This window comes from Acinetobacter sp. YH12226 (assembly GCF_013417805.1).
Taxonomy (GTDB): domain Bacteria; phylum Pseudomonadota; class Gammaproteobacteria; order Pseudomonadales; family Moraxellaceae; genus Acinetobacter.
This window is the reverse complement of the sequence record NZ_VPDG01000003.1, coordinates 136,694-159,220: the sequence shown is the minus strand read 5'-3', so window position 1 is coordinate 159,220 and position 22,527 is coordinate 136,694. Positions and strand designations below refer to the sequence as shown.

Here is a 22,527-nt window from a genome sequence, read left to right as displayed (position 1 = left end):
TCCGAAAAATTTTTAGTAGTCTACGCCCCAATTGACGTAGATACGACCAGCTTCAAGATCAACGCGTTGCACCACATCTTTATGCCATGGAATCATTCGCTCTTCGCCATCAATGCTGTCGGCAGTTGCGCGAACCACCATCACATCGTTAGCACCTGTTTCAAACAGCTCAAAAATTTGACCGAGATTGACTTCTTGTTCTTCATCATCCAGACCTAACACAGTTAGACCTTTTAAATCAGACCAGTAATACTCATCTACACCAGCTTGAGGCAGTTGCGATTTAGAGATCCAGACATTGGAGCCAACCAGTTCGTCTGCGCCAGTACGATCACTCACACCTTTCAGCGAAACAACCAGGCCTTTACCATGTGGTTTCCAACGTTTTACATCGACAATTTGCCAACCTGCTTTGGTCTCAATGTACCAAGGCAGATAGTCAAATATGTTGCTCATGGGTTCTGTATTGGAATAGACCCAGAGCCACCCATTTAATCCATATGCTGAACGCAACTGTCCAATCTGAATACGATCTTCGGGAACATTCTGTGTTGGTGTCATGGGCAAGCTACTACCTAATTTATATAAAAATTATGCAGCAACTGCAGCTTTTTTAGCTTGAGCAGCTAAAGAAGCAACACGATCAGAAGGTTGAGCACCTTGAGAAACCCAGTGAGCAAAACGGTCAGCATCTAAACGAAGTTTTTCTGCTTTACCTTGAGCTGTAGGGTTGAAGAAACCGATACGTTCGATGAAACGACCGTCACGTGCATTACGGCTATCAGTCACAATGATTTGATAGAACGGACGTTTTTTAGCACCACCGCGTGCAAGACGAATTACAACCATGATAGAACCTTATAGTTTTTACGGATTATCCTTGTACCGACCATCGATACAGCTCAAACCCCTTTCATAGAGGGCAGTATTTTACTTGAACTTTGTCCTGAATGAAAGATCAAAAAGTGTTTAGGTAGAATTTTGGATTTATTAGAATATTAATCCCAATTAGAAGTTGCTGACACAGTACATGTAGACCCTTTTGTCCAGCATTTATGACCTTCATAATTTAAAACAATATTGCCGTTACCTACTTGTGTTCCATATGGCGTCGCAGTCAAGATCCAAGAATCTGCAGTAACATTAGCTAAGTTTAGCTCATATAGTTTTTTGCTAGTACTCGGATAATCCGAGGATACATTTAAGTCTGATAAGGTTAAGGGCTGGCCATTTTTTTTGATATATGTTGAATTAATTACTTTATGTCTTTGCATCAATGAAGCAATTCGCGTCATTTCAGCTTGTACATCAACTCGATTTGATTTAATTACATATTGTGTATAACTTGGATATGCAATAGCTGCCAATATCCCAATAATCGCGACTACAATCATAAGTTCAATTAATGTAAATCCATGCTGTCTTACCATGGTTGGCTTCCTGCTTTTGTAGATTCATTCCAAGGTTCACATTTAAAATCGATATCACTTTCAGCAATCGATTTACATTTCAAGCCATTACTACTCATTAAAAAGTAGTGATTTTTAGGATTAGTATCTGGTTTGACTTTAATATACCATCCTCGCCCCTGCACCCCGTCAGTAAGCTCTTTCGTAGTACTATCTAAATCATAAATATTTAAGCTATACCCCGCTGGAAGCTGAACATTTGTCGCAGTAAAATTTCTGTAATTAAAATTTCTTGCTCGGTAACGTTCTAATTGTTCAGCAACTTTAAGTATTTCTTGCTGAGCTTTAGCTTCTTTATTTTTCCTGACAGTTTCTTGGTAATTAGGTATTGCAATTGCAGCAATGATCGCTAGGATCACTACTACAATCATAAGCTCAATTAAGGTAAAACCTCTGCTATACCGCATTCAAATTTCTCCTTAACGCTCATACCAACGCTGCGAAATAAATTTCGTCTTACCTTGATAGGTTTTCAATGTTTCTGTAGTAGGTAAGTTAAGAACTAAGCCTCGTTTAGTGTCAACACCACCAAAGCTAATACCAATATTACCCTTTCCTAAAAATACATCGTTTGGTCTATTTACAACTTCAGTGCTATTACCTTTTTTAACAGTACATTGTCCAAAAGGAAGACAGAATTGAGTAACATTACTTGCCCCTCTTACGCCTCCAGAACAACCTACGGTATCAATATCAATATTGGCATTAAAAATGCTGACATATAGATCATTATCGATAGCCACATGATCATTTAATATTCTCTTATTGCTTCCAGGATTATAGAACCATCCTCCTTTTGAAAGCGGAACCAAGGTATTCCCATTCTGATTGGCTACCAATTCATTGCCTGATAAACCAGTTGGTTTTATATCTTTTGTATATAATTCCGTATTTTTTAGAACTGATAAATTACGTCTAGCTACATCTTTATCATATATTACATAAACTGCTTCTTTTTCATTGTCTTGAGCTGACATTGGATAACTTAAGTTTCCAGAACCCAGAGTAACTACACCAAATGTAGTATTTCCTGAATTATGAATCGTGAAAGTGGGTGTTGTATAAAATCTTGGAGCATTACTTCCAGACATATCAAGGAGTCGAACTATACGCTGAGCAAAATTCCCTCCTGTAGTTCCATTTAACCCAGCATTTTTATTTCCATTTAAATCTACTCGCCATAATTGCCCCCCTAAATCACCGAAATATAAATGGTCTGCAATCCCATCTGCATTTCTATCAACAGCCTTAATTCCACCAACTACACTTCGTTTTAGGTTAGCATCATAATATTTATTAGTAGCTGTGTTGCTTGATCCTATATTTGCACTTGCCCACCAAAGAAGAGACCCATCATCAGCATCAAACATATAGATTCCGGCACCTTCATCAATACCTGATGGATTGTAATCTACCCCAGATTCATAACGTGTATCATATCCTCCCCCAACAAGCATGACCAATTTACGTTTACCTTGCCAATTTACCCATGTAATAGTTGGTTTTGACCAGCTTTGCCCCATACAACCTAAAGGATTGCTACTAGTACAAGTTCCAGACGGTGCTATTTTAAATTTTAGCTTTGGGGTTCCTGAAGTTGAGGTAACATCAGATAAGTCTAAAGAATAGTAGCTTTTTCCTCCCATTCGTAAGCCACCATATAACCATTGCTTACCTCCATTTACTGTTACTGTAGGGTTGGCATTTGTAGTACTGGTAGATTTAGTTACATATTCTGTATGAGCTGTCCATTGCCCATCAATACCATATTTTAAGTCGGAAACCTGATTATCTTGAGATAAAAATGCTTTAGGTTGATTCTCAATCATCTCTGAAGGAACAAAAGCAAACACTTCCTTTCCAGCATCACTGTCTGTTGCATTCTTGCCAGCGCGAACTATATGCAGCATCCCTTGGGTACTACCATATACAATTAGATCATCACGGTTTGTAAATGTTAAAATATCATTTTCATACGTAGTTGTACCTTGTTGCGTCAATAAAATTGGCTTTGAATGCATAACCGCACCCATTAACCAATCTCTTTTTGGGACCTGATTTAGTACTTGCTGTAATTCAGTTTGGTAAACCTCTTCTTTAGGATATAAATCAATGTTATAGGCTAAATCCTTACCGATTGGGTATCCAAATAAAGACAAAAGATAAGCTCGTTTAGGATCTTCTTTAAATTTATTATTACTTGTTGTAAGAAAATCATCTCTCCCAATTTGCTTTAATGCACCTGAGGCCATTAAACCAATTTTATTCTGAGTAGGATCAATTGTATCTTGTGCTATTGTACGGTCGGTAAAAATTCTTCTTTCTTTTGGAAATCGTACAGCATCATATCCTAAAAACATTTTACTTAAGGCGCCGCCAACTTTCACATTAAATGATTTTTTCTCACCATTTATCTCTTTTGTAATCAATTTTAAGATACTTGGATCAGCCCAATAATCATTAATATCGTCTTTAATTAGTCCTTGTGAATTTGTAATAGTATTATTGTCTTTATCATATAAAACCTGATCAATTACTTTATATTTTTTCAGGTTCCCTAACCAAGTTGACACCCCAGCAGCGCCCAGTGCATCTGGTTTAGGATCGAATTGAGGGAAATACCCCCAAGGCTGGATATTTTGAGTGTCTAGGGCATCTACCGGAATAGTGACTGATCCAGTAGTGACTGGTGGGATATACTTATCAAGGTCTTTCAAAAAAGAAATAACGCTAGATACAACAGCACGGTCATTATTTCCTGAATAATATTTACCACCGCCCAATGCGCCCCACTCTTTAGCAGCTGCGACATCATTCGCATATTGCCCAGTAGTTTCAGATAATGTACTACCGAATCCAACCACTGCTGTAAGTATCGAAACACCTTTAGGATTATTTAATGGTTGGTTCGTATCGTTTACTGTGCCATTTTTCAGTCGCTTGGCCAATCCACCAATACATTGCCAATTTTTTTTGGAAATATCTCCATTATAAAAGTTTCGGCCTGAAGTCAGGGTTGTATCACTACATTCAAAACTTTCATCATTTAATGCAGCCCGTGTAATTGCTTCAGCATTCGTAGAACTGGAGTACTCTGGTACCCCATCAGTTAGAAAATAAATACCTTGTGTATTACATTGCTTATTTTTATCAATTTGTGGAGGGTTGTTATAAATATCAGCTGTTCTGATATCTCCAGTTGTAGACTCAGCAAACCCTGTTCCAGATTTCCCTTTAGTGGTTTGTCCTAATAGATAAGCAGCAACTTCGGCATAAGCAAATGCAGTAGGCGTTCCATCCTTTGCTGTCAAAGCATTAACTTCACGCAACATTTTTTTACGATGAGTTTCATAAGCTACCCCACCATATATTGTAGTAGTGGTATATGACCATGTAGAACTCTGCAACGTGTTAGTAGTAGTTGTAGTAGTTAAGCTTCTACTTTGTTTACGGGTACAGCCAGATGAACTACAACTTTGAGAGCCCAATACTTCCTCTGCTGAAGTCCAAGAACCTGCTGTAGGTCCTATAGTTGTACTATTACCATTAACTATTGCTCCTTGAGTAGCAGTACTATTAGATGAAGTTGTAGTAGTTCCTGGAAAATCTGTTGGTAGTTTACTGCTAGCCACCCAAGAGTTAGTTTTACAAGTTAAATTGGTATTCCAATCCACACACTCTTGAGCAATTGTGTTTCCCTCTTGTTTAGCTTGACCGACATTTACCCAATCAGTTTCAGATGTATTACTATTTGATGTGTTGGTTGTATTCACCCATCCTGCAGTAGAAGTATTAGTTGGAGTCCAATTATCACTGGCAGGATAATAATCACCACAAAAAATCCAAAAACAATCTCTTTTACTAGAAACGGTTTGTGTTCTTTCTTGCTTTTGCACATCCAATTTAGTCACTGTTAGTGTATGACTGATATCCTGTTTATAATTAATTGTCGTTTTATAAACGGGTCTATTTCCAGCTAACGGAGTTGGATCTCCTAAGGCCTTAGCCTCTAATTTCATTCTTCCGGTTTTATCATTAAAGGTTGCCAAACCTACAACCAATTCATCCGGTAAGGGTGTTATTCCTTGAATAGAGTCGCCTTGCAGTAATGTAGTCATACCGTCTTTTAAGCTTTTTAATCTATTCTCACTGTAGTTATTACTCCCTGGATTCATACTTCCTGAAACATCTAGCATGAACATCAAAGTCGTTTCACTTGCTTGTGGAGCTTTGTAGAGTTCAATGTCACTAGCATTACTAGGTAAAGCAGAGCAAATTAAGGATGTCATAATAGCCGTATGCATGATGACAGTAATTTTTTTATATTTAGTTTTCATTTTAAATCCCCAAAAATTTCCTTAACTTTTAGATGCATAACTAATAACAGCATAATCCATAACTTGCTGACTATATGGAACGCCTAATGCACTAAAACACTCTGCTACGGTTTGCTGACCTGGATAATCTGTTGACTTGAAATTAATACGCTTCTTAAAACAATCATTTATTTGAGTATTAAACGATGACCAACCTATACCCGAACTACTTGCTGCACCAGGAATAATCGTAGTCACAACAATTTGAATAGGTTGTACCTGATCAAGTTGCACGGTTGAAGTATCAGTTCCTAAAGGATAAAATTTAAAAGGTATATCTGTCTGCAAACTACTTTTTTTAACAGCTACTTGAGAAATCATAACGTCACGGCTACTGCTATAATCTGAAGACGTGTACTCACAAAATCCCGCAGTACCTAAACTGGAATTATTGATTCCATTAGTATTATTAGTAGGGTAAATAATACTTGCCTTTTGTATATTAAAAACTTTATTTTGAGATTTAGGTCTAAAACAAAAAACTAATTCTTTATAAATAAAATCATCAGATTTCACCATTCCAAATAAACCTAAAGCACTTAAATTTTTTTGAAAAGTTGCAGAGTTTTGATTATCTCTTTCTATAGCAAAGAATACAGAATCTGCTGTTTGCTTCATTAAACTCTGTGCTTGACTATTTGTGGCAACATTTAAACCTACCAAGCTTTGCTTTACAGCAAGTGTCCCTATGAGAATCATAAATATCAGTACGAACAATACAACTATTAATGTTGCACCTTTTTGGAACTGTTTCATTTACAACTCCTCCATAAGACCATAGCCATTTCTTAATGCGACTGTTTGGCTTACCACATCTCTTACATACTTTTCTGTCAAGCTACCGTCTAATTCTATATTTTGATTTAACACCCTAAATTCTGTCGGCATTACTTCATTCCCTGCGACTGAATCAAAACCACGTACTAGGGCCCCTAATTGAATAGACATAATACGTGCACGCGGAGCCCCATCTTTCACCAAACTATTTGTGCTTCCCATATATTGATCAATTGTCATATAACTAAATTCATCACTATTATTTTGTTTGACCCCAAGCAGCACATGAAAGTAGTCCACTCGTCGCATAACGATTTGACCATTGCCCCCTAGTCCATTGATCCCCCCTGGCAGATTATCAGTAGGCACCAAGGTTTTATATCGGCCAGCATCACACGCTAAAGCTAAATCTGTATCCTTTCCATCTGTTCGCAAAAAATATCGTTGTACAATAAATAAACCTTCATTAATCTCATCTTGAGTAATCGCATTTCCTTCACAATCAAATCCTTGAGGATCAAATGCTTTATATTGAATGACTAACTGGTCACTCGCGACATTGACATTACTTGGCCCTACTTTAGCTCTAGTGAGCTGACTAAGTTCCACAGATGAATTTGTTAGATATAATGGGAGATTCGCAGACTGAACTTTTTTATCTTCTTCAGCTAAAGAGGTATAGCTTTTAGAACTGGTGAGAACAATACCACTATATTGATTTCGATCATTTATTATTGCCAAATCGGCATCTAAATTTGCTAATTTAATATCTTTTATAAGATAGTTCAGACCAAAATTACCGTTATCTTGAAGTTCAGCCAGATTTTTTTGTAAATTATAATTAATACTTCCTGTTAAAAAGAGCTGAAATGCGGCAGCAATAATAATTAAACCGATAACTAAGGAAACCATTAATTCAATGAGTGTTAAACCTTTTGAGTACCTCATTAGTATGCCTCCAGAACTATGCATTTAGAGTTAGACGTCAAGCTTCCACTATTAGTACATGCATTTGTTCCACCATCTTTTGGCAATGTCTCCCCCCAAGCTACATAAACACAAAAGCGATTTAAACTCATATTGCCAGGGCAGTCATTGAGTGCAATCTTCATACCTGATGTATAGGCTCTATAAAGAATTTGATTTGCATCTTCTTGTGCAAAATCTTTGCTTGAACATTTTGTACTTCCAATACAATTGGGTGTATGACTTGAAATATAATATTTTCCCGACATTGCATTACTATATGCGTCAACAAGCTTATCAATCTCATTTTCAGTCACAGTTATTGATTTAGACAATCCTGACTTATTTGCGCGCATTCTTTCAGATAGATCTCTTGCTAAATTCATTGCTTGTATTCGCTTTGATGCATCTAAAGAAGCATCCATTGCACGTACCTGCAGTATAGAAAATCCCAGAACACCTATTGAAAGCAAAATAAGCGCTACTAACACTTCCATAAGTCCTACACCGTGTTGAGTTTTAATTTTCATTATTAACAACTCCCAACAAATGCAGAGGTTTTGCTAGATGACACTCGACCAAAATTAGTTAAAGTAATATAATTTTGAGTACTAGCATTTGTTATTTTTATTTCTAAATTTGCAGGCAATCCACTTACATTCCCTTGAGGTAGAAATTTAATTGAACTAAGCGGAGATCCCATCACAGCCTGAGACCATGTAGTTCCTGTACATGTACCCTCAATAAATGATAACGTTACACCTTCGGCAGGCTTCCAATAGCGATGAGCAGGATCGTCAATACCATTAACACCAAAATAAACAGTAACTTCTTTACGGTATAAAACTGCATCTGCTCGTGCTTGTACTAAAGCTTTCTCTAAATCTGTAGCCGTCTTTTGAATAGATCGTTTATCCATCGTATCTTGGAATTTAGGAGCAGCAATACTAGCCACAATTGCTATTACCGCAAGCGTCACCATGAGCTCAATTAATGTGAATCCTTTTAGTTTTTGCATCCTGCCCTCAAAGCAACAAAACCTTACCTCATTAAAAATAGTATCCAATTAGATTACAAAACCCACACAAATAGAGATGAATGGCATAAAAAAACAGATAACTGCAAAAATAGTTATCTGTTTTTTTAAAATTATAATTCAGGTGATAAGTACGTTACATTTTAAGCTTGAGTGACTGGAATACGTAATTCTTTTGGCAGGCTAAAAGTTATATTCTCTTCTCTTCCATCTAATTCGTGCGGTGCCTGCGCACCCCAGTCCTGTAGCCGCTGAATCACCTGTTTAATTAGAATCTCTGGTGCGGAAGCTCCAGCAGTTACACCAATTTGGGACTTACCTGCAAACCATTCCTGCTTTAGCTCATCGGCATTATCGACCAGGTAAGCAGCTTTACCCATGCGTTCAGCGAGCTCACGTAAGCGGTTTGAATTTGATGAATTTGGAGATCCGACTACCAACACAACATCACAACGTTCAGCTAAGTCACGTACAGCATCCTGACGATTTTGAGTTGCATAGCAAATATCGTCTTTACGTGGGCCTTGAATCAGCGGAAATTTCTGGCGAAGAGCATCAATCACTTTCGCCGTATCGTCAATTGATAAAGTGGTTTGCGTGACAAAAGCGACTTTTTCAGGATTGCGTACCGTTAAAGCGGCGACATCTTCTTCATCTTCCACCAGATAAATCTCACCACCATTTTTTTTGTCATATTGCCCCATGGTGCCTTCAACTTCCGGATGTCCTTCATGACCAATCAAGATCGCTTCAACCCCTTCACGAGCATATTTGGTCACTTCAATATGCACCTTGGTTACCAAGGGGCAAGTGGCATCAAAAACTTTCAGACCACGGCGTTCAGCCTCTTGCTGGACTGCTTTAGAAACACCATGTGCACTAAAAATCACAATATTATCATCGGGAACTTCATCCAGTTCATCAACGAAAATTGCACCGCGTTGGCGTAAGTCATCTACAACAAATTTATTATGTACGACTTCATGACGCACGTAGATCGGTGGATTGAAACATTCTAAGGCACGATTCACGATCGCAATGGCACGATCCACACCAGCACAGAAACCACGCGGGTTGGCTAAAACAATTTCCATAGAATCCTCAATACTCACTCAATTTATGCTGCAACAATTGAAATAAATGTAAAACAATCGACGTACAACTATTTAGTTTAAAGTCGCTCTACTCTAAAATAGAGAAGATATTTTATCATATCAGGAAAAATATCATGTCGGGTCTCTTGTTTGTCGTTTCTGCAGCGTCTGGAACAGGCAAAACATCCCTTGTTAAAGCCCTACTTGAGCGTGTCAACAATCTTCACGTTTCTGTGTCACACACTACACGCGGTCAACGACCTGGCGAACTCGATGGCGTACACTATCATTTCTCCAATAAAGAAGATTTTTTAAATCTGGTCAATGAAGGTGGTTTTATCGAATACGCCGAAGTATTTGGTAACTACTACGGTACTGCGCAAGCCACAGTCAAAGAGCAACTGGCTAAAGGTCATGATGTGCTACTGGAAATTGACTGGCAAGGTGCGCAACAGGTCCGTCGCTTATTTCCTGAATCAAAACAAATCTTTATTCTGCCACCAAGCCAGTTTGACCTGCGTGAACGCCTGTCTAACCGCGGCACCGACACGGTGGATGTGATCGAACATCGTCTCAGCTGCGCGGTAGAAGATATGCAACAATATAGCAACTTTGACTATATTATTATCAATGATGACTTTAATAAGGCGCTGCATGACCTGGAAGCGGTCATTATCGCTAACCGCTTGACCTTGTCGCAACAGGCCAACCGTCATGAAAAACTGATTCAGCAGCTCATCACACCAACTGAACAGTGATTAAAACTTGAGTCTATAGACAAAGCCTTTTATACTGTGCAGTCTGTTAAAATTTATTATTCAAACGAGAATTCTTATGGCACGCGTCACCGTTGAAGATTGTTTAGACCATGTAGACAACCGCTTTGAGCTTGTACTAGTGGCAAGCAAGCGCGCGCGTCAATTGGCACGTCAAGGTATTGAACCAACTGTAGAATGGGACAATGACAAACCGACTGTTGTTGCTTTACGTGAAATCGCTTCAGGTCATGTATCAAAAGACATTTTGAAACAACGTGATCAAGACTATCAAACATCAAGCTTGGATCTTGCACTTTCTGCAAATAATCTAAACTTAGACGGTTTTTCTTTCCAATAAGAGATCGTCACTCAAAAAGCCTAGTTCTAAACTAGGCTTTTTTTGTTATGTGACTTTTATATTTATGCCAGAACGGTTATAACATAAGGGTTAGCTATCAAGTTTGTATTGGTTTTCTGCTCGCTAGCAGCCAAAAACCATCAAACCAGGAAATTCACATTTCTAAAGCGCTTTCACGTTTTATTTGTAAAAAATTCAGTTGAAAAAGGTGTTTTATGCCAGGCCCACAGGTCAGTCAAGCCAAGCAGCAGTTAGAGATCATTATCGATGCGTATTTAAGTGAAAGCGATGTCGAACGTGTGCTTGCGGCCTGTGATTATGCCGATATGGCGCATGACGGGATTGTGCGTAAAAGTGGTGAGCCTTATATTCTGCATCCGATTGCGGTCAGCTGTATCTTGGCGCATATGCGTTTGGACACTGAAACCTTAATGGCTGCCCTGCTGCATGATGTGATTGAGGATACTGAATTCAACAAAGATGATATTAGCAAGATTTTTGGTTTTACCGTCGCTGAACTAGTCGATGGTGTCACCAAACTCAGTCATTCCAGCGATAAAGAATATAATAAAGCAGCTTCTTTCCGGAAAATTCTGCAAGCGACTCTACAAGATCCACGTGTCATTATTGTGAAACTGGCCGACCGCTATCACAACATGACCACTTTGGATGCACTACGTCCGGACAAACGTGCGCGTATTGCCCGCGAAACCTTTGAAATTTTTGTGCCAATGGCACGTATTGTCGGCATGAATGAAATGGCCGACAATCTGGAACATTTGTGCTATCAGAATCTTGATCTGGATATGTACAATAACGTTCAGACCGCACTACAGGAAACCAAGCCGAAACGCTGTGAATATCAGGCCAAATGGGAAAAGAACTTGACTGAACTGCTGCAACAGCATGCCATTCAAGGCCGGATCAAAAAGAAAAACAACAATATTGAGCTACTGCGCCACTTCGTCAAAAATGATATCGACCTGCAAGAGCTGACGCATAGCCATGCTTTTGAGATTATTTTACAGAGCATCGCGGACTGTGACCGACTGGCAGAAATTCTGACCCAAAGCTTTAAAATCCAGAGTTATGAAGATCATATCCGCCGTCCATTACCGGGAGGCAACCAGTCCTTGATGATGCGCTTGAAAGGCGAAGAGACGACCCTGTCGCTCACCATTCAAACCGAACTGATGCGTAAAGCAGCACGTTTTGGCGTCGTACTCGGTGAAAGTGCCCCGCAGGCCTGCCGCTCTGCGATTCAGGCCTCGATGCAGAATCTGAATGTCCTGGTCGATGGTGAATGTGCCAAAACCACTTTTAGTGAATTACTGGACTATCTGCACCAAGAAAAAATCTGGGTCTATACCCCGCACGGCCATTTACATGAATTGCCACAAGGCGCCACGGCGGTTGACTTTGCTTATGCCGCGAGTTTATTCCTAGGCAATCATGCGGTGGGTGCAAAAATTAATAATGAAACCAAGCCCCTTTCAACACCTCTAGTCAGTGGTCAGGTGGTAGAAATTATTACTGATGTCCTTGCGACGCCTAACCCAGATTGGCTCAGTTTTATTAATACCCAGAAAGCCCGTCGCGCTATTCAGAATATTCTGCGTGATCAAGATCCAGATGAGCAACGTCTGGTCGGACAACAGGCACTCAATCGTGCACTGAAACTGTTCCATCGTTCTATTCGTGATCTGACTGAAGCAGACTGGAAAAACCTCTTGGAATGGCGCCATGTTTCCAGCAAAGAACAGCTGTTTGAACAGATTGCAGTCGGTGATTTATTACCACAACTGGTGGCCAACCATTTATTTGCCCAAGATCAGCATCAGAATATCGCCAGCTCAGACCGTCTAATTCAGGGAACGGAAGGTGTCGATGTCAAATATGCACATTGCTGCAATCCTGTGCTGGGTGATCCAATTCAGGGGCATTTGACCCGTCGCGGTCTGATTGTGCATCGTGCGCGCTGCCATAACCTGCTGCATGAACAGCATCAGCATCCAGAAAATATCATGTTGTTGCAGTGGACCTCTGATGATCTGGAAGATATCAGCTTTACTGCCTATCTCAGCATTGACCTGGACATGAATGACGAGCAGATTTCCGACCTGATTTACCAATGTCGTAAAGCGCATTCCGGGGTGGAAATGGTGCGCACTCAGGATGACAAAACTTACGTCAATATCGTGGTGCATAACCGTAAACAGATTGCACAGATTATCCGGGATTTACGCATGTATTTCGGTTTCCCGCGAATTATCCGTCTGGCACAGCCCGTCGTTTTCAGTGAAGCCTCTAAAGCGAGTTAATCATTTAAAACGATAGTGCTTTGATCGGCCGAATTGATCGAATATGATGTATGTCGATGATAAAAGGAGAAATTAATGTCCCGCCAAGTAATCCATACTGAAAATGCCCCTGCTGCGATTGGCACTTATTCGCAAGCCATTTTAGTGGGTGATACCTTATATCTATCAGGTCAAATTGGCCTGGATCCTTATAGTATGGAACTGGTTGAAGGCATTGAAGCTCAAATTCGCCGGGTGTTTGATAACTTAAAAGCAGTCTGTGAAGCCGCTGGTGGCTCTTTGGCAGATATTGCCAAACTGAATATTTTCCTGACCGACTTATCTCACTTTCAACTGGTCAATCAAATTATGGGTGAGTATTTTGCCCAGCCCTATCCAGCACGTGCCGCTTTAGGTGTCGCCAGCCTGCCTAAAGATGCTTTGGTTGAAATGGATGGTATTGTCATCATTAATCAATAAGTTATAAAAACCACTTAATTCCCGCCCTGCAATATCTCATTCTAAATCACAAATCACTCTTGTGCGGAAATCTAAGCAGTACTTGGATTTCCGCTCAGGCAGTGATTTTTTATCTAAATCATCAATCATGATAAAAGCTATTTCAAATGATTTTTATTGACAAACGATAACAATTATCAATAATATTACTTATCTTATTTAATCACTGTGGTTGTGTCCTATGTACGTTTGTCTATGCCGTGGCATTACAGATCAAGACATTAAAGATGCTATTGCAAATGGCGCTGAAAGTTATCGTGATGTCCGCGATATGTTGGACTTGGGAACTTGCTGTGGCCGTTGTGCACCAGAAGCTCGTATGATCATCAGTGATGAAGTTTCACAAATTGCAGCACGCTTGGCTGTTGCAGCATAAATTCAAAATATTTCTCCTTATAAGCATAATGAAAAACAATGATCTTTGATCATTACTCCTCCCCCGCCTTTGACTCTGGCGGGTTTTTATTGCCACTCATCCGAGTCTGGATCGATTCGATGTCGATTTTCATTTGCTGTTCCATAAATTACTCGCCATTTGCCCCTGACTTGCTTTACTATCAGGATTAGAGCGCTTTCTTAGAAAGATAAAACAGGTCCAAATGGAGTCATGCGATGAAAGGCAATCGTGATGTGATTAATCAGCTCAATCAGGTGTTGTATCACCACTTAACTGCTATTAACCAGTATTTCCTGCATTCGCGCATGTTTAATGACTGGGGCATTGAGAAACTGGGCTCGGCAGAATATAAAGAATCCATTGTTCAGATGAAACATGCCGATAAAATTATTGAACGTATTTTATTTTTGGAAGGTCTGCCAAATTTACAGAATCTGGGCAAACTGTATATCGGTCAGCATACTCAAGAAGTACTGCATTGTGATGTGCGTAAAGTTAAAGAAAATATTGAAGTCATCCAGAAAGCAGTCGCGCTGGCTGAAACCCAAATGGATTATGTAACACGTGATCTGGTTCAGGAAATTCTAGAGAAAGAAGAAAATTATCTAGACTGGACGACAACGCAGATTGATCTGATCGAAAGTATTAGTATCGAAAACTATATTCAAAGTCAGCTCTAAACTTAAAGTTAAGCCAAGAAAAAGCCAGCATCTGCTGGCTTTTTTGTATTTAACGAGGTACATGCTGCATTAGTTCTTCATAACTCATTTCAGTTTTCTGAATAGTCTTTAAGCGTTGCAGCTGGTGCTTGGCTTCCGCCTCATATCCATTAAAAGCTAAAAGTTTGGCATATTTGATCAGGTTATATTTAGTCGGATAACTCAAGACCATTTGTTCACTTTCCTGAATCTGTTCAGCAGACGCTTTGCTATAAGGATTCAGACGAATCCAGGCAATGCGATGATTAAACTCAGTCAGCAGATAAATCGGTTTTTCATTAGTGATTTTTTCCGGCTGCTTTTCATAACGAATACTTTGTCCGAGTTTTGGCACCGCAACATCATAGTCGCGATAAATCACAATCAATAAAAGTAACCCAACAGCAAAAATGAATTTCATGCCGATTGATGGCATAACCACTGTTTTAATTTTTGGATTTTGTGCCAGAACCGTACCCAGAATAAAACCGACTGGTAGCAGAAAATAGGCATAGTGCTGCGGGAACTCAAACATGGCATGTGTCACAAAAGCCCCGATCATCAAGATTCCAATGACAGATTCTGGCGTATTCACCCAGCGCTGTAACTGAAAGCCTAAATAACCAAAATATGCCAAGAAAGGCAGACCGATGATCAGTCCATTCCAGATCAGGAAATCAATAATAAAATTATGCGCACTACGGATCCACACCGGGCCTTGTACAGTATCGCTGACTGAAACGAACGCTGCGCTAGTTTGATACCAACCATAGCCAAACCATGGCTGCGCCTGAATCGCAGCAATCATTTGCTGCCAGATTGCGAGGCGTGACATATCGCCGGTGGCACGCGCTACCACATCCCTGCTTTGTACGACGTTCGTATCCATTGCCTGTGCAGCGAGCTGACTGAGTAATGGAAAAGCCACAATACAGGAAATAAAGAAGAGGAACCAAGCGGTGCTGTAATACCATTTCAGGCGGATAATGCCTTTGTATTGATAGAAAGCTAAATACAATATGATCGCGGTCGCGGCGACCCATGCGGTACGTGACTGGCTTAACGCCACACCAACGACAATGATTGCCGCACATGAAAATAGCCATTTAGTTTGGATTTTTTTCTTTTCATATAAGTAAAGGCAACCCATCAAGGACATGAGCAAAAAGGTTGCCATATTATTGGGCTGGGCAAAGTTGGCATAAGGCCGCTGATTGCCACTGATATTCACCATACCCGGCAAAGTTGCATCCAGATTGGTCCATTGGCAAAGTGCGATAATGCCTGTGACTGTACCTGAAGCTAAAAATACATAACTCAGATTAGCGAAAGTTTCTTCTCGGTTATAGTTTCCTGTTGAAAGGTTATAACCCAAAACACTGGCCAGCCAAAAGCTAAAGACGAAAATAAAGCCCATCATGGCAGTGCTAAAGAAAAATACCTGTCCTGCCAGAAAATGCACAAGAGGAACACAAGCCAGTAGCAAGAATGGCAAACTGACCGCAGGAATTTTGAGTTTTTCTTTTAAGCAAATTGCAGCTAATGCAAATAGAGCAAAGAATGCGTAAAGCTCCCCCGTATAAGTCACCCAGGGGCGGTAGTGAATGGGCATGAGCCATGCGAGAGAAATAAGAATTGCTGCGATGAGGGCAAGCGTGAATTTCATTCAAAATCACAAAATTTTATTTTAACAAATTTTTATAGGACCGCTCAACATCATATAATTGTTTAATCAACTGTAGATGATAGCGAGCCTTATTTTCATAGCCATTATATGCTAGAATTTTTGCATACTTATATAAATCAAAATGTGTTAAATAAAGAGAAACCATTTTTTCAATAGCCTCAATCTCCTCCTTACTTAATTTTTGTTTTGGATTTAAAGCAATCCAATATAATCTAAAATTTAATTCATCTAAAATATATAAATCTCGTTTCTGCTGAAATTCTATATTAGAGGTATATAAACTATGATCAATAGCTCTATGATTTTCTTCAATATAGAGCAAATAATCCTTCCAAACCAATAACAAACCAGCCATTAGACAAAGAGTATATATACCAAGATATCTAAAAGAAAAGGTATAGAATTTTAAGTTTGAATTAGCTGATAATATGAATCCCAAAAAAATTCCAAAAGGAATTAGAAAGTATGCATAATGTAAAGGATACTCAAGCATTGAATGAACCAAAAAAGTTAAAATCATACAAAAAGCAAATAGTTCCTCTATTTTTTTTATTTTTAATATTGAACTAGAAATCAAATATACACAGTATAAAATAAATGATATCCCAATAGGAATTCCACACCATACTATTATATCAACCAATAAATTATGACTACTTGTTATCCAAACACTAATTGGATATTTATCCATATTTTGATACTGTGCAAGTGCTGTTTGGTTCCAACCATAACCAAACCAAGGCCGTTCCAGAATTGCATAGAACATTTGAATCCAAAAATCTATACGACCACTACTACTTACACCTCTTTCGACACTAGAACTAATATTAACAATATTCAATCCAAATATTTTTGCTATAAAATTTGATATATTTACTAAGTAAATACTGAATAAAAAATACATAAGAACTGAAATAAAATAATAAACCAATACTTTTATATGTATAATTTTTATAAAAAAAACTAAAGCAAACAGCAAAGATATAAGTGCAACAACTGCTGTTCTAGATTGAGTTAAGGCAATAGAAAATATAAAAACTATAGATAAAATTAAAAGTAAATAAAAATTAATTTTTTGCTTTAAATATAAATATATTAAACTTAAAAAAGAAATAATTTGAAAAGTTGCCATATTATTAGGTTGTGCAAAGTTAGCAAAAGGTCGTGAGCCTTCAAGTGACGTGACTAAAGATGTGTTGAAATCCAGATTCAACCACTGGTATATTGCCAAACAAGTATTAACTAAACCAACTACAACAAACGTCCAGTTTAGTTTTATAAAAAAATATTTTTTTTCATTTTCATGCTCATTTACTATATTGTAGACAACCACAATTATTAAAAATGATGTAAGTATATAAATGGTATTTAAAATTGCATGACTAAAAAAATAAACTTGACCAAAAAAATATTGAAACAAAGGAAGTAATGATAGCAAAAAAATAGGAATAATAATTTTTGGAAAAATAATATTTTTATTTTTAAAAAGATTTACTGTTAAAAAAATACAACCTACAAAAACTAGAATTTCACTTATAAATGTTAACCAAGGGTTAAAATGAAGTGGAATTAAATAAGATATTCCTAAAAGAAAAAAGAAAACTAAAATACATATTTTTTCCATTGTAAAATCTCATAAAAAAACCACACTAGTTAATAGTGTGGTTTTTTTCATTTTTTATGCTGCTACGCCAGCCGTACATTTAACATTATTTGCTAGTTCACACTTAACTTTAGGCTTAGTCGAGTCTAATGGATTTTTAATTACACCCTCAACTATAGGAGCTGCGATATCGCCAGTGATAGTAACTGATGCACATGCTCCAACAGGTGCTGAAGCCGCTTTAGCCGTAGTCAAAGCGGAAGCAGCACTAACGTTAGGGTCATTAATATCTGTATAAACAGTATTTGCATAAGCTTTTACTTCTGCTAAACATGCATTCTGAGAGGATTTCTTAGAGTAATTTTGATAAGCAGGAATCGCGATTGCAGCCAAAATACCAATGATCGCAACAACGATCATTAATTCAATTAATGTAAAACCTTTTTGAGCATTCATAACATTCTCCACAAATGTTTATTGTTCATTTATAAGCCTAAAGAAAAAGCTCATTTAGCTTAATTTTATATTTAGCACTAAGTGTGCCAAGTTTTATTATAATAAAATTGAGAGAAAAAACAGCACTTTAAAAAAATATTTTTATTTTTGTAATCCTTATGTTTTATTTTGTGTAACTAACTGACAAATTTTGTCAGTTAGTTAACTAAAATCACCCCAGAATTATCGGTTTATTCCCTAATTCATCTTCTAAATCATCTATTTTCCGATCATAGTATTGATCCAATACTTCTCCAATCTGCTTTACACCTTCAATGACACCTTCTGTAAACTCCTGTTGAGCCAGATTTTGAATGATGCTTTGACAGATTTCATCCCAGACTTGCTGGGTCGTTGCATTCTTAATTCCCCGATCAATCACAATTTCAACCTTATGCTCGCACAGATTCAAATAGAGCAGTACCCCACTATTATATTCAGTATCCCAAACTCCAATTTCAGCAAATAACTGTCGGGCCCGACAAAGCGTATCTTGATAATAAGCAGATCGCGAAGGCAGACAGCCTTCAATCACCACCTGAATTTCCCCCACATGTCCATGCTCGGCTTCTTCCACTGCCACTGCAATCGCATGCTGATCCTGCTTGGAAAAAAAACGTTTGGTTGCCGGCATATAGAAGAAATGCTTGAGCCAGCGCTTAAGACTCGGCTGTGCATGTTCTTCCAACTTCGGCCGCGTGACAATTTCTGTCGTATCTGTCGTTGTTACCATGAGCCTGATGCTCCTCCCCCACCAAATCCACCACCGCCACCGCCGAAGCCGCCGCCCCCAAAACCACCACGACCACTGCCGCCACGGCCACCACCTGCCATAAAGGCATGTAAAATCAGTTGCGCAAGCGAGGTGACCAGTAAAAAGAACACCCCGGCACCAATCATAAAACTGGCAATTAAACCCATGCCATTGACCAGACCGGCAGCTGTGCCTGCAACTGCGGCAGTCGCAGCACTGAGTTTTCTGCCAAAAATCATGGAGCCGACGACCCCAGCAACAATAATAAACAGTACGCTACTGAACGTCGCCTTACTGGCTTTTTGTGCCTGATAAGCCTGTTCCTGACGTTCTTTCAGTTCATCTGCTGCCTGTGCTGCAATTTCAGGATCAAGATTTAAAATCCGTTCTATTTCAGCCAGTCCTGAGTCGATCCCTTGCGCATATTGGCCCTGTTTAAAATACGGCGTGATCTTGTCATTGATAATCCGCCCTGCCACAATATCAGGCAATACGCCTTCCAGACCATAACCGGTCAAAACCTGAATGCGGCGATCATTGATGGCAATGGTCATCAATAAACCATTATCACGTTTAGCCGAGCCAAGCTGCCAGGCCTCAGCGACACGCATAGAGTAATCAAAAATATCTTCCTGCCCTGTGGTTGGAACAATGACCACACCTATTTGCCCTTTGCCTTCATTATAAAGTTTCAGAATACGCTGATTGAGTTGCTGTTTTTCAGTGGGACTGAGTAAATTTGCCTGATCAATGACCGGTTCGTTCAGACTTGGTAAGTCCCGCTGCAACTGCCCTTCAGCCATGTCATTGGCAATTTGTGGCTGCGACGCTGCTGTAGCCCCAGTTTCTTGAACTGGAGCATTTTGACCAGTTTTAGGCTGTAAGATTTCACGCGCCACGATGACTTCTTCAGTATCCGTAGCTGTGGCTGTTTCTGCTGAAGCAGGTGTTGTTAGCCCCATACCCAATATGAGGAGCAACCCAGCACAGTATTTCAGCAGTATTTCAGGCATCTGATCTCTCACTTATCTACAGATATTACTTATTCAAAAGACACCGTTGGAGCTTTCTGAGCACTTTGCTCGGCACTGAAGTTTGGTTTGGTATCCATACCAATTACTTTTGCCGTCATGACCTGCGGGAACTGACGTGCGTAGCTATTAAAGTCCTGAACTGTGGTGATATAACGATTACGTGCCACAGCAATCCTATTTTCTGTACCTTCCAGCTGCACCTGTAAATCACGGAACTGCTGATTGGCTTTCAGGTCTGGATAGTTTTCAGTGACCGCCAATAAACGTGACAAAGCACTGGTCATTTGCGACTGTGCTTCCTGATAACGCTGGAATAATTCAGGATTTTCCAGTACTTCCTGATCGACTTTGAGGCCTGCTACATTGGCACGTGCCTGAGTGACTTCTGTGAGCACCTGCTCTTCATGCGCGGCATAACCTTTTACGACATTCACCAGATTTGGCACCAGATCGGCACGACGCTGATACTGGTTCTGAACTTCAGACCAGGCTGCCGTTACTGCTTCATCTTTGACTTGTAAGGTATTATAACCACAACCACTCAGGGTCAAGGTACTGGCCAGCATCAAGGCGATAAGAGATTGTTTGAATACACGCATGATATCTTGTCCTCAATTCTTTATTAAAATTTATATAATTAATTTGATTTTAAACAGTATTTTCTAAAGTTTTGTTACTTTTTATAATCTTTTTTAATGGCCTCTCTTAAGTTAGACAATATCCAAAAATAAAAAACCCGCCGTAGCGGGTTGTTTGAATGATTTCAGTGAATTTTCAACTGTTAAACATCTAGATAATCCAGAATACCTTCAGCTGCCTGACGGCCTTCCCAGATTGCAGTTACCACCAGATCAGAACCACGAACCATGTCACCACCAGCAAAGATTTTTGGATTCGAAGTCTGGAATTTGTATTGTTGCTGCTCAGCGGCAACGACACGACCTGAACCGTCCAGATTGATTTCTACATCGGTGAACCAGTCTGCTGGGCTGGTACGGAAACCAAAAGCAAGCAGGACTGCATCCGCTGGAAGAATTTCTTCTGAACCCGGAATCGGCTCTGGACTACGGCGACCACGACTGTCCGGCTCACCTAGCTGAGTAGTAATAAATTTCACACCGGTCACTTTACCATTTTCACCAACAACTTCGATCGGCTGACGGTTAAACTGGAAATTCACCCCTTCTTCACGTGCATTTTGCACTTCACGGCGTGAACCTGGCATGTTTTCTTCATCACGACGATAGGCACAGACGACCGATTCAGCACCTTGACGGATCGAAGTACGGTTACAGTCCATAGCCGTATCACCACCGCCTAAAACGATGACTTTTTTGCCTTCAACACTGATGTATTCAGCCGGATCTTTTTCCCAGCCCTGACAACGATTGACATTCGCAATCAGGAAATCCAGTGCATCATACACACCATCCAGATCTTCACCGGCAAAACCACCTTTCATATAAGTATAGGTGCCCATGCCCATGAATACCGCATCATAATCTGCAAGTAACTGGTCGATGGTCACATCTGTACCAATCTCAGTATTCAGACGGAATTCCACCCCCATACCCGTGAAAATTTCACGACGGCGTTTCATTACGTCTTTTTCCATTTTGAATTCTGGAATACCAAAAGTTAGCAAACCACCGATTTCTGGACGTTTGTCAAAGACCACAGGTTTTACCCCGTTACGCACCAGAATATCTGCACAGCCAAGTCCGGCAGGACCTGCACCTATGATTGCGACTTTCTTATTGGTCCATTGCACATTGGACATATCTGGACGCCAGCCCAATGCAAAGGCGGTATCGTTGATATATTTTTCTGCATTCCCGATCGTCACTGCACCGAAACCGTCGTTCAGGGTACACGCCCCTTCACACAGGCGGTCTTGTGGACAGACACGGCCACAGACTTCCGGCAAGGTATTGGTCTGATGACACAGTTCAGCGGCCTGGAACAACCGGCCTTCAGACACCAGTTTTAACCAGTTTGGAATATAGTTATGTACCGGACATTTCCACTCACAATACGGGTTACCACAGCCTAGACAGCGATGTGTCTGATTGGCTGCAATTTCCGCTGTATAAGGCTTATAAATTTCCACAAATTCTGCTTTGCGGACATCAATCTCTTTTTTCTCTGGATCTTGGCGTGCGACATCCAGGAATTGAAAGTCATTATTCAGGCGTTCTGCCATGTC

General features: G+C 39.6%; 23 protein-coding genes. 6 read left to right on the top strand and 17 right to left on the bottom strand.

Annotated elements, in window-relative coordinates; genetic code table 11:
• Positions 1-12: 12 nt before the first annotated feature.
• The 10 genes from rimM to ispH all read right to left on the bottom strand — a co-directional run bounded on the left by rimM (position 13) and on the right by ispH (position 9,718).
• Positions 13-561: a ribosome maturation factor RimM gene (gene rimM, locus FTV08_RS05145; protein ID WP_004281200.1), complete on the bottom strand. Its 549-nt coding sequence runs from the start codon at positions 559-561 to the stop codon at positions 13-15.
• Between the two features lie 30 nt (positions 562-591).
• Positions 592-849 (bottom strand): 30S ribosomal protein S16, encoded by a 258-nt coding sequence (rpsP, locus tag FTV08_RS05140; protein WP_004281198.1) that lies wholly within the window; start codon positions 847-849, stop codon positions 592-594.
• A gap of 149 nt (positions 850-998) precedes the next feature.
• A complete protein-coding gene (locus FTV08_RS05135; RefSeq protein WP_180086825.1) occupies positions 999-1,430 on the bottom strand; it encodes a type IV pilin protein in 432 nt (143 codons plus the stop codon).
• Complete coding sequence (locus tag FTV08_RS05130; RefSeq protein ID WP_180086824.1) at positions 1,424-1,876, bottom strand: type IV pilin protein; 453 nt, start codon at positions 1,874-1,876, stop codon at positions 1,424-1,426. Before FTV08_RS05130 ends, FTV08_RS05135 begins: the two co-directional genes overlap by 7 nt.
• Positions 1,877-1,888: 12 nt before the next feature.
• A complete protein-coding gene (locus FTV08_RS05125) occupies positions 1,889-5,806 on the bottom strand; it encodes a PilC/PilY family type IV pilus protein (protein ID WP_180086823.1) in 3,918 nt (1,305 codons plus the stop codon).
• 21 nt (positions 5,807-5,827) lie between these two features.
• On the bottom strand, positions 5,828-6,601 hold the full coding sequence (locus tag FTV08_RS05120) for a pilus assembly protein (protein WP_180086822.1): 774 nt from the start codon (positions 6,599-6,601) through the stop codon (positions 5,828-5,830).
• Positions 6,602-7,570, bottom strand: coding sequence for a PilW family protein (locus FTV08_RS05115; RefSeq protein WP_180086821.1), 969 nt, complete (start codon positions 7,568-7,570; stop codon positions 6,602-6,604). It abuts the gene before it with no gap.
• Positions 7,570-8,118 (bottom strand): type IV pilus modification protein PilV, encoded by a 549-nt coding sequence (pilV, locus tag FTV08_RS05110; RefSeq protein WP_180086820.1) that lies wholly within the window; start codon positions 8,116-8,118, stop codon positions 7,570-7,572. The genes FTV08_RS05115 and pilV overlap by 1 nt, the downstream gene beginning before the upstream one ends.
• Before the next feature lie 2 nt (positions 8,119-8,120).
• Positions 8,121-8,606, bottom strand: a complete 486-nt coding sequence (locus tag FTV08_RS05105) for a GspH/FimT family pseudopilin (protein WP_218947163.1) — start codon at positions 8,604-8,606, stop codon at positions 8,121-8,123.
• A gap of 161 nt (positions 8,607-8,767) precedes the next feature.
• Complete coding sequence (gene ispH / locus FTV08_RS05100) at positions 8,768-9,718, bottom strand: 4-hydroxy-3-methylbut-2-enyl diphosphate reductase (RefSeq protein ID WP_180086818.1); 951 nt, start codon at positions 9,716-9,718, stop codon at positions 8,768-8,770.
• A 134-nt stretch (positions 9,719-9,852) separates the two neighbouring features.
• On the opposite strand from ispH, the gene gmk reads away from it, so the two are divergent.
• From gmk to bfr, 6 genes are all read left to right on the top strand, one after another.
• Positions 9,853-10,476 carry a guanylate kinase gene (gene gmk, locus FTV08_RS05095; RefSeq protein ID WP_180086817.1) on the top strand — a complete coding sequence of 208 codons (624 nt, stop codon included), beginning with the start codon at positions 9,853-9,855 and terminating at the stop codon, positions 10,474-10,476.
• Between the two features lie 76 nt (positions 10,477-10,552).
• The gene (rpoZ, locus tag FTV08_RS05090) at positions 10,553-10,834 is read left to right on the top strand and encodes a DNA-directed RNA polymerase subunit omega (RefSeq protein WP_004281186.1); all 282 of its coding nucleotides are present in this window, start codon (positions 10,553-10,555) and stop codon (positions 10,832-10,834) included.
• A 215-nt stretch (positions 10,835-11,049) separates the two neighbouring features.
• Positions 11,050-13,155 carry a bifunctional (p)ppGpp synthetase/guanosine-3',5'-bis(diphosphate) 3'-pyrophosphohydrolase gene (locus tag FTV08_RS05085; RefSeq protein ID WP_180086816.1) on the top strand — a complete coding sequence of 702 codons (2,106 nt, stop codon included), beginning with the start codon at positions 11,050-11,052 and terminating at the stop codon, positions 13,153-13,155.
• Positions 13,156-13,230: 75 nt separating this feature from the next.
• Positions 13,231-13,614 carry a RidA family protein gene (locus FTV08_RS05080; RefSeq protein ID WP_004644973.1) on the top strand — a complete coding sequence of 128 codons (384 nt, stop codon included), beginning with the start codon at positions 13,231-13,233 and terminating at the stop codon, positions 13,612-13,614.
• A 220-nt stretch (positions 13,615-13,834) separates the two neighbouring features.
• Positions 13,835-14,029 (top strand): bacterioferritin-associated ferredoxin, encoded by a 195-nt coding sequence (locus tag FTV08_RS05075; RefSeq protein ID WP_004644972.1) that lies wholly within the window; start codon positions 13,835-13,837, stop codon positions 14,027-14,029.
• Between the two features lie 236 nt (positions 14,030-14,265).
• Positions 14,266-14,730: a bacterioferritin gene (gene bfr, locus FTV08_RS05070; RefSeq protein WP_180086815.1), complete on the top strand. Its 465-nt coding sequence runs from the start codon at positions 14,266-14,268 to the stop codon at positions 14,728-14,730.
• A 49-nt stretch (positions 14,731-14,779) separates the two neighbouring features.
• On the opposite strand, the gene FTV08_RS05065 is transcribed toward bfr, so the two are convergent.
• The 7 genes from FTV08_RS05065 to FTV08_RS05035 form a co-directional block, all read right to left on the bottom strand.
• A complete protein-coding gene (locus FTV08_RS05065; RefSeq protein WP_180086814.1) occupies positions 14,780-16,414 on the bottom strand; it encodes a PglL family O-oligosaccharyltransferase in 1,635 nt (544 codons plus the stop codon).
• A 16-nt stretch (positions 16,415-16,430) separates the two neighbouring features.
• Positions 16,431-18,059 carry a PglL family O-oligosaccharyltransferase gene (locus FTV08_RS05060; RefSeq protein WP_180086813.1) on the bottom strand — a complete coding sequence of 543 codons (1,629 nt, stop codon included), beginning with the start codon at positions 18,057-18,059 and terminating at the stop codon, positions 16,431-16,433.
• Between the two features lie 54 nt (positions 18,060-18,113).
• On the bottom strand, positions 18,114-18,494 hold the full coding sequence (locus FTV08_RS16365) for a prepilin-type N-terminal cleavage/methylation domain-containing protein (RefSeq protein WP_180086812.1): 381 nt from the start codon (positions 18,492-18,494) through the stop codon (positions 18,114-18,116).
• Between the two features lie 211 nt (positions 18,495-18,705).
• Entirely contained in the window at positions 18,706-19,266 is a 561-nt protein-coding gene (locus tag FTV08_RS05050; RefSeq protein ID WP_180086811.1) for a TPM domain-containing protein, read from the bottom strand.
• Complete coding sequence (locus tag FTV08_RS05045) at positions 19,260-20,300, bottom strand: YgcG family protein (protein WP_180086810.1); 1,041 nt, start codon at positions 20,298-20,300, stop codon at positions 19,260-19,262. The genes FTV08_RS05050 and FTV08_RS05045 overlap by 7 nt, the downstream gene beginning before the upstream one ends.
• A gap of 29 nt (positions 20,301-20,329) precedes the next feature.
• Positions 20,330-20,920, bottom strand: coding sequence for a LemA family protein (locus FTV08_RS05040; RefSeq protein WP_160240905.1), 591 nt, complete (start codon positions 20,918-20,920; stop codon positions 20,330-20,332).
• A gap of 182 nt (positions 20,921-21,102) precedes the next feature.
• Positions 21,103-22,524: an FAD-dependent oxidoreductase gene (locus tag FTV08_RS05035; RefSeq protein ID WP_180086809.1), complete on the bottom strand. Its 1,422-nt coding sequence runs from the start codon at positions 22,522-22,524 to the stop codon at positions 21,103-21,105.
• Positions 22,525-22,527 lie beyond the last annotated feature (3 nt).

Coding starts and splice junctions, on each gene's coding strand:
- rimM (WP_004281200.1), bottom strand. CDS start 561: ATGACACCAACACAGAATGTTCCCGAAGATCGTATTCAGATTGGACAG.
- rpsP (WP_004281198.1), bottom strand. CDS start 849: ATGGTTGTAATTCGTCTTGCACGCGGTGGTGCTAAAAAACGTCCGTTC.
- FTV08_RS05135 (WP_180086825.1), bottom strand. CDS start 1,430: ATGGTAAGACAGCATGGATTTACATTAATTGAACTTATGATTGTAGTC.
- FTV08_RS05130 (WP_180086824.1), bottom strand. CDS start 1,876: ATGCGGTATAGCAGAGGTTTTACCTTAATTGAGCTTATGATTGTAGTA.
- FTV08_RS05125 (WP_180086823.1), bottom strand. CDS start 5,806: ATGAAAACTAAATATAAAAAAATTACTGTCATCATGCATACGGCTATT.
- FTV08_RS05120 (WP_180086822.1), bottom strand. CDS start 6,601: ATGAAACAGTTCCAAAAAGGTGCAACATTAATAGTTGTATTGTTCGTA.
- FTV08_RS05115 (WP_180086821.1), bottom strand. CDS start 7,570: ATGAGGTACTCAAAAGGTTTAACACTCATTGAATTAATGGTTTCCTTA.
- pilV (WP_180086820.1), bottom strand. CDS start 8,118: ATGAAAATTAAAACTCAACACGGTGTAGGACTTATGGAAGTGTTAGTA.
- FTV08_RS05105 (WP_218947163.1), bottom strand. CDS start 8,606: ATGCAAAAACTAAAAGGATTCACATTAATTGAGCTCATGGTGACGCTT.
- ispH (WP_180086818.1), bottom strand. CDS start 9,718: ATGGAAATTGTTTTAGCCAACCCGCGTGGTTTCTGTGCTGGTGTGGAT.
- gmk (WP_180086817.1), top strand. CDS start 9,853: ATGTCGGGTCTCTTGTTTGTCGTTTCTGCAGCGTCTGGAACAGGCAAA.
- rpoZ (WP_004281186.1), top strand. CDS start 10,553: ATGGCACGCGTCACCGTTGAAGATTGTTTAGACCATGTAGACAACCGC.
- FTV08_RS05085 (WP_180086816.1), top strand. CDS start 11,050: ATGCCAGGCCCACAGGTCAGTCAAGCCAAGCAGCAGTTAGAGATCATT.
- FTV08_RS05080 (WP_004644973.1), top strand. CDS start 13,231: ATGTCCCGCCAAGTAATCCATACTGAAAATGCCCCTGCTGCGATTGGC.
- FTV08_RS05075 (WP_004644972.1), top strand. CDS start 13,835: ATGTACGTTTGTCTATGCCGTGGCATTACAGATCAAGACATTAAAGAT.
- bfr (WP_180086815.1), top strand. CDS start 14,266: ATGAAAGGCAATCGTGATGTGATTAATCAGCTCAATCAGGTGTTGTAT.
- FTV08_RS05065 (WP_180086814.1), bottom strand. CDS start 16,414: ATGAAATTCACGCTTGCCCTCATCGCAGCAATTCTTATTTCTCTCGCA.
- FTV08_RS05060 (WP_180086813.1), bottom strand. CDS start 18,059: ATGGAAAAAATATGTATTTTAGTTTTCTTTTTTCTTTTAGGAATATCT.
- FTV08_RS16365 (WP_180086812.1), bottom strand. CDS start 18,494: ATGAATGCTCAAAAAGGTTTTACATTAATTGAATTAATGATCGTTGTT.
- FTV08_RS05050 (WP_180086811.1), bottom strand. CDS start 19,266: ATGGTAACAACGACAGATACGACAGAAATTGTCACGCGGCCGAAGTTG.
- FTV08_RS05045 (WP_180086810.1), bottom strand. CDS start 20,300: ATGCCTGAAATACTGCTGAAATACTGTGCTGGGTTGCTCCTCATATTG.
- FTV08_RS05040 (WP_160240905.1), bottom strand. CDS start 20,920: ATGCGTGTATTCAAACAATCTCTTATCGCCTTGATGCTGGCCAGTACC.
- FTV08_RS05035 (WP_180086809.1), bottom strand. CDS start 22,524: ATGGCAGAACGCCTGAATAATGACTTTCAATTCCTGGATGTCGCACGC.